Genomic DNA, 6,250 nt, shown 5'->3' on the forward strand with positions numbered 1-6,250 from the left:
GAGTTTCCATGACCAGCAACATTCCCGAACCGGATCTGAACTACCTGCAAAAAGTCCTGCTGGAAATGCTCGCCATTCCCAGCCCGACCGGGTTCACCGACACCATCGTGCGTTATGTCGCCGAGCGGCTTGAAGAGCTGGGCATTCCCTTTGAGATGACCCGCCGCGGCACCATCCGCGCCACCCTCAAGGGCAAGAAAAACAGTCCCGACCGCGCGGTCTCCGCTCACCTCGACACCATCGGCGCGGCGGTTCGCGCGATCAAGGACAACGGCCGTCTGACCCTGGCGCCTGTCGGCTGCTGGTCCAGCCGTTTTGCCGAGGGCAGCCGGGTCAGCCTGTTTACCGACAACGGTGTGATCCGTGGCAGCGTGCTGCCGCTGATGGCTTCGGGGCATGCGTTCAATACCGCCGTGGATGAAATGCCGATCAGTTGGGATCACATCGAGTTGCGTCTGGACGCCTATTGCGCCACCCGCGCCGATTGCGACTCGCTGGGCATCAGCGTCGGTGATTTTGTCGCGTTCGACCCTTTGCCGGAGTTCACCGAAAGCGGCCACATCAGCGCCCGTCATCTCGATGACAAGGCCGGCGTTGCCGCATTGCTGGCGGCGCTGAAAGCGATCGTCGACAGCGGTGAAGAGCTGATGATCGACTGTCATCCGCTGTTCACCATCACCGAGGAAACCGGCAGTGGCGCGGCGGCGGCGTTACCGTGGGACGTCAGCGAATTCGTCGGCATCGACATTGCCCCGGTCGCACCGGGTCAGCATTCCAGCGAACACGCAGTGAGCGTGGCGATGCAGGATTCCGGCGGGCCTTACGACTATCACCTGTCGCGGCATCTGCTGCGCCTGGCCAGTGACAATGAGTTGCCGGTGCGCCGTGACCTGTTCCGCTATTACTTCAGCGATGCTCATTCGGCGGTCACTGCCGGTCATGACATTCGCACCGCCCTGCTCGCCTTCGGCTGCGACGCCACTCACGGCTACGAACGCACCCACATCGACAGCCTCGCTGCGCTCAGTCGGTTGCTCGGCGCCTACATTCTGAGTCCGCCGGTGTTTGCCAGCGATGCACAACCGGCCAAGGGATCGCTGGACCGGTTCAGTCATCAGATCGAACATGAGACGCAGATGGAAAGCGATACGCGGGTGCCGTCGGTGGATAGCCTCGTAGGGCAGCGGTCGGATACCTGAGTTTTGCACCTTGAGATGTTTGGTGACTGAAAGACTGCCTTCGCGAGCAAGCCCGCTCCCACATTCGACCGCATTCCCATGGAAGTACGCGGTTAACTGTGGGAGCGGGCTTGCTCGCGAAGGCGTCAGACCAGACAACACAAAACCCAGGCTAGCCGCAAATCCTCATTCGCCGTAGCATCGCGCCATTGTTTAGCCGAGGTGCCTATGCTGATCCCCCACGACCAACTTGAAGTCGACACCCTCACCCGCCTGATCGAGGATTTCGTGACCCGTGACGGTACGGACAACGGCGATGACACGCCGCTGGAAACCCGTGTTCTGCGTGTTCGCCAGGCATTGACCAAGGGCCAGGCGCTGATTGTCTTCGATCCGGAAAGCGAGCAGTGCCAGTTGATGCTCAAGCACGATGTGCCCAAGCACCTGTTCGACTGACGCCTTCAGCGTCCTTTGTTTTTCGCCAGTTTGAGCTGGATGCGGTCGTAGACCTCGGCCCGGTGCACATTGACGTTTTGCGGCGCTTCGACACCGAAGCGCACACTGCCTCCGTTGACGGCAAGGATACGCACGGAAATGTTGTCACCGATGGAAATCAATTCGCCCACAACGCGACTGAGTACAAGCATGGCATTCGTCCTTCAGGGTTATCGAACCCTGAAGATGCCCTGCACTCAGCGGGCCTACAATGCGACAGCAGCAAATCAGTCCCGCCCTACAGCGCACCCCGAACAGCTCCTATGGAAACGTCCGACAATTCCATTGAATGAAGGACCGATCCTTCAGGACGCGGAGAAGCGCGGGCCGAAAAGGATGATGCTGGCCCCGATCACACACAGCGCCACGCCGATCCAGTCCGAGCCCAGCGGACGAATTCGCTCGACCACCGCCAGCCAGCCGATCGACGCGATAATGTAGATGCCACCGTACGCGGCATAGGCGCGACCGGCGTAGGTCGCTTCGATGCGGGTCAGCAGCAGCGCGAACAAGGTCAGACTGAGCAAAGCCGGCACGACCCACCAGGCGCTTTTACCCTGGCGCAGCCACATCCAGAAGGCGAAACAGCCGGCGATTTCGAACAGCGCGGCGAGGAGAAACCACAAATAATTGAGCATGCAAACGTCCCACGAGGATGGCCGATGGCGGCCACCCTAACGACGGTGTTGCGTACGGGCAAGTTCAGCCTGCGGTTTGTTTGGCCTTGGCGCGCATTTTATCGGCCATGGCGGTCATTTCGTCGTAGAGCAATTGCGGATTCTTCTGCTTGAGCGCCCAGGCCATACGGCCCTGTTCGTGAGGCAGAATCATGAACTCGCCAGCAGCAACGTGCTGATAGATGTAGTCGGCAATGTCGGTCGCGCTGATCGGCGAGCTTTCCAGCAACTTGCCGACCTGGGCTTTCATGGCCGGCGTCGGGCCACGGAACGAGTCCAGCAGGTTGGTCTGGAAGAACGACGGGCACACCACATGCACGCCGATTTCCTGTTGCGCCAGTTCGACCAGCAGGCTTTCGGACAACGCCACCACGCCAGCCTTGGCGACGTTGTAGTTGCTCATGGCCGGGCCTTGCATCAGGGCGGCCATCGACGCGATGTTGATGATCTTGCCTTTGCTTTTTTCCAGCAGCGGCAGGAAGGCCTTGCAACCCTTGACCACGCCCATCAGGTTGATCGCGATCTGCCAGTCCCAGTCTTCCAGGGACAGTTCACTGAAGAAGCCGCCCGAGGCAACGCCGGCGTTGTTGACGATGACATCGATGCCACCGAGTTTTTCGTCGCAGGCTTGGGCGAAAGCGGTCAGCTGACTGTAATCGCGCACATCGCAACGCTGGATAAAACCATCGCCGCCGGCTTCGCGAACCAATTTCAGGGTTTCCTGCAGGCCGGGTTCGCTGACATCCGACAAGGCCAGCTGCCAGCCTTCACGCGCCCAGCGCAGTGCGATTTCGCGACCTAAGCCCGAGCCCGCACCAGTGATCATCATGCGATTTTGCATAGCAAACAGCCTTGTTGTTCCGGGGAAGATGCATCGAGTGTAGCGAAGGACAATGCCCGACCCACGCTCCATCAGATTGCTGAATGGCCCGAGCAAACCGGGAGAGTGCCTGAACCCACTAGAGCAATAAAAACGAAATAAGCCTTTCTTCGAAAAACATTAAAAAAACTTGGAATTTTCCTTCATTCGCCACAGTCGGAATTTGTAAGCAGCCCGGTTTTATAGCAGCCCGGCTGACCATTAAACGCCAGGTAATTCCAGAACACTTCCAACAAGGAAATAGACATGGGCACAATTCTAATCATTATTCTGATCCTCCTGCTGGTAGGTGGTTTACCGGTCTTCCCGCACTCCAGAAGTTGGGGTTATGGCCCGTCGGGTATCATCGGCGTGGTGTTGGTGGTGCTGTTGATCCTGCTGTTGCTCGGCAAGATATAAAGGTTTAACAGGCAAAAAAAAGAGGCCCTTTTCAAGGGCCTCTTTTTTATTGCATCAAGACTTAGTCCGGCTTGCCATCAACCACACCGGCGGTGTTGTCGATCAGGCTCTTGGTCGCCGTTTGCAGGAACGCTTCGAGCTTGAGCTTCAACTCAGCGGTACGCGGCGCATCCGGAACGATCTCGGCGTGAGGTGTCGCGCCCAGTTCGTACTGGTACATCTTCGGCGCCATTTCCTTTTCCTTCGGCAGCACCAGAATCTGATCAGCCGTGATGATGGCGGTGGTCTGCTCGCTACCCGACGGCTTGATCACGCCGAAACCGGTGTCGCCTTCAGGCAGGTTGAGCAAATCGCGGCCCCAGCACTGATGACGCACTTCGCCACCAATCCGGCCCATGATGGTCGGCACGATGTCGATCTGCGTGCCCACGGTATGGTCACGCTGGCCGAATTTTTCCTGGATGCCCGGTGCGATCATCAGCATCGGCACGTTGAAGCGGCCCAGGTCCATTTCGGTGATCTGACGCTCGTTGCCAAAACCGTGGTCGCCGACGATCACAAACAGGGTTTCCTTGAAGTACGGCTCCTTGCGGGCCTTTTCAAAGAACTGGCCCAGCGCCCAGTCCGCGTAACGCATGGCGGTCAAATGCTCGTTCAGGCTACCGCGATCGGTCACACGCTCGACCGGCAATGGGGTCGGCAAGGCGTAAGGCGTGTGGTTGGACAGGGTTTGCAGCAACGCATAGAACGGCTTGCCGTTTTCCCGTGCCTTGAGCTCGACCAGGCCACGGTCGAACATGTCCTGGTCGGACACGCCCCAGGTCGGATCGGAGAACACCGGGTTCACGAAGTCGTTACGACCAATGAAGTTGGTCATGCCCTGGTTGCTGAAGAAACCCGACTGGTTATCCCAGGCGAAGTCGCCGTTGTAGACGTACACGTCTCCATAGTTACGGGCACTGAGCAATTGCGGCAGGCCGGACAACTTGTGGCTGCCTTCCGGCGTCTGCATCAGGTATTCGAAACCTGGCAGGTTCGGGAAACAGGCCATGGTGGCGAACATACCCTGGTGGGTATGGGTCCCGTTGGAGAAGAAGCGGTCGAACAGCAGGCCTTCCTTCGACAGTTTGTCGAGGTACGGCGTGATGTTGCCCGGTGCACCCAAGGCGCCCACCGAGTGACCGGCCATGCTTTCCATCAGGATCACGACAACGTTCTTGATCGGCAGGGTCTTGTCGGCCGGCGGCGTGTAATCGCGACGCACGGCGGCGGTTTCGGCATCCACCAGTTTGTCGTCCGGCATCACCAGCATGTCACGCACGATTTTCTGCGCTTCAGGCTGTGGCAACGTGGCCTTCCAGACGTTGTCGCGATCTTCGGACATGCGGCTCTTGGCCGCGGCGACCAGCGACAAGGTGCCGTTGAGGCCCAACTGGTTGGCGAAGTTCGAGTTGGTGGTGTAAACGTCACCCCAACGCAGTGGCGGGCCCTGACGCAAGGTGCCACGAGCGGCCACCACGCAAACCAGCAGGCAGACAACGAATACCGTGATGCGCGCATACCACGGGGCGATCTGGCGCGTGCCAATGCTGCCGCCGCTGAAGGGGCCACGAGGCCGGGTGGCGCGGTCGGCGCCCTTGAACGCCAGGGTCAGGATCAACGTGCCCACGGCCCAGGCCAGCAGGTAGCGAACCACCGGAAAACCGTACCAGAGCATGCTCATCACGGTTTTCGGGTCTTCCTTCACATATTGGAAGACCAGGCCGTTGAGGCGCTGGTGGAACTCGCGGTAGAAATCCATCTCCATCAGGCCCAGGAACAGCGCGATGCTCGAGGCAATGGTCAGCCAGAACCGGAAGAACCCGCGTGCGGCCATCGCCCGGACGCTGAACAGCGCCAGCAGCAATGGAATGCTGAGGTAGACCACCAGGCGCAGGTCGAAACGCAGACCGTTGGCGAACGCTTCGAGAAAGGTCGAGGCCGGGGTGTCGAGGATCATCTCGCGGTTGTAAACCAGCAGCGCAACGCGCAGCAGGCTGAACATGACCATCATGACCAGGGCACACAGCAGCGTGTAGGCCAGATGCGATTTGACGGTCGGTTGCAGCAGGCGACTAGAAGCTCGCTGCTGACTCAGGGCGTCCGGGTTTGCCATGTCGTTTTAGGACCCATTGGAAGTTGAAGTTTCAAAAAATACAGCGGCGCCCTGCCCTCTGTTGGCCAGTTCTCGGCCCCGGGGCTTGCGCGGTGCGCAAATGTTGCACGATCACTCGCGGCATTGCCATTGATTACTGTCTGCATGTTGGCGCGTGCGAATTGTCTTGGAGGCTTTGTGAAAATTTCGTGCAGCGCATATTCGGAAACAAAATAAAGTCGCTTGCTCTGAATGCCCGTTAGTTCGGGGGCGTATTCGTTTCGGCAGTGCTCTTTGATCGGGGGCATATCCGTTTCTGCGGTAACGGCGACTGGCGGTTTCGCTTTTACAGCGAGTCACTTTGAAAAGCCCAAAGTAACCAAAGGCTTTTGCCCCGCCATTCGGTGCCTCGCCTAGGCTCGGCATGCCCTCACTCCGGCATTGCTCCGGGGGCCCGCCGCCATCGGCCATCCATGGCCGGGGGCGG

Annotated in this window: 7 protein-coding genes; 3 read left to right on the forward strand and 4 right to left on the reverse strand. The window is 59.2% G+C overall.

What is annotated here, in order from left to right:
* Positions 1-8 precede the first annotated feature (8 nt).
* A complete protein-coding gene (locus ASC74_RS16525) occupies positions 9-1,199 on the forward strand; it encodes an osmoprotectant NAGGN system M42 family peptidase (protein ID WP_056742504.1) in 1,191 nt (396 codons plus the stop codon).
* A gap of 207 nt (positions 1,200-1,406) precedes the next feature.
* Positions 1,407-1,634, forward strand: coding sequence for a YheU family protein (locus ASC74_RS16530; RefSeq protein WP_003199186.1), 228 nt, complete (start codon positions 1,407-1,409; stop codon positions 1,632-1,634).
* Positions 1,635-1,639: 5 nt separating this feature from the next.
* Here ASC74_RS16530 and csrA read toward each other — a convergent pair whose 3' ends face one another.
* The 3 genes from csrA to ASC74_RS16545 all read right to left on the reverse strand — a co-directional run bounded on the left by csrA (position 1,640) and on the right by ASC74_RS16545 (position 3,191).
* The gene (gene csrA, locus ASC74_RS16535) at positions 1,640-1,825 is read right to left on the reverse strand and encodes a carbon storage regulator CsrA (protein ID WP_046049117.1); all 186 of its coding nucleotides are present in this window, start codon (positions 1,823-1,825) and stop codon (positions 1,640-1,642) included.
* Between the two features lie 153 nt (positions 1,826-1,978).
* A complete protein-coding gene (locus tag ASC74_RS16540; protein ID WP_056742505.1) occupies positions 1,979-2,311 on the reverse strand; it encodes a YnfA family protein in 333 nt (110 codons plus the stop codon).
* Positions 2,312-2,375: 64 nt separating this feature from the next.
* The gene (locus ASC74_RS16545) at positions 2,376-3,191 is read right to left on the reverse strand and encodes an SDR family oxidoreductase (RefSeq protein ID WP_056742507.1); all 816 of its coding nucleotides are present in this window, start codon (positions 3,189-3,191) and stop codon (positions 2,376-2,378) included.
* Between the two features lie 279 nt (positions 3,192-3,470).
* Between ASC74_RS16545 and ASC74_RS31155 the strand changes: the two genes are divergently transcribed.
* Positions 3,471-3,629: a DUF3309 family protein gene (locus ASC74_RS31155; RefSeq protein ID WP_174602692.1), complete on the forward strand. Its 159-nt coding sequence runs from the start codon at positions 3,471-3,473 to the stop codon at positions 3,627-3,629.
* A 61-nt stretch (positions 3,630-3,690) separates the two neighbouring features.
* Here the strand turns inward: ASC74_RS31155 and ASC74_RS16550 are convergent, their stop codons facing one another.
* Positions 3,691-5,784: an LTA synthase family protein gene (locus ASC74_RS16550; protein ID WP_056742509.1), complete on the reverse strand. Its 2,094-nt coding sequence runs from the start codon at positions 5,782-5,784 to the stop codon at positions 3,691-3,693.
* Positions 5,785-6,250 lie beyond the last annotated feature (466 nt).

The organism is Pseudomonas sp. Root329, from assembly GCF_001424925.1.
GTDB lineage: Bacteria > Pseudomonadota > Gammaproteobacteria > Pseudomonadales > Pseudomonadaceae > Aquipseudomonas > Aquipseudomonas arabinosi.

What these genes read in the sequence shown, in the direction of transcription:
- ASC74_RS16545 (WP_056742507.1), bottom strand. Translation starts at nt 3,191, where the DNA reads ATGCAAAATCGCATGATGATCACTGGTGCGGGCTCGGGCTTAGGTCGC.
- ASC74_RS16525 (WP_056742504.1), top strand. Translation starts at nt 9, where the DNA reads ATGACCAGCAACATTCCCGAACCGGATCTGAACTACCTGCAAAAAGTC.
- csrA (WP_046049117.1), bottom strand. Translation starts at nt 1,825, where the DNA reads ATGCTTGTACTCAGTCGCGTTGTGGGCGAATTGATTTCCATCGGTGAC.
- ASC74_RS16530 (WP_003199186.1), top strand. Translation starts at nt 1,407, where the DNA reads ATGCTGATCCCCCACGACCAACTTGAAGTCGACACCCTCACCCGCCTG.
- ASC74_RS16550 (WP_056742509.1), bottom strand. Translation starts at nt 5,784, where the DNA reads ATGGCAAACCCGGACGCCCTGAGTCAGCAGCGAGCTTCTAGTCGCCTG.
- ASC74_RS16540 (WP_056742505.1), bottom strand. Translation starts at nt 2,311, where the DNA reads ATGCTCAATTATTTGTGGTTTCTCCTCGCCGCGCTGTTCGAAATCGCC.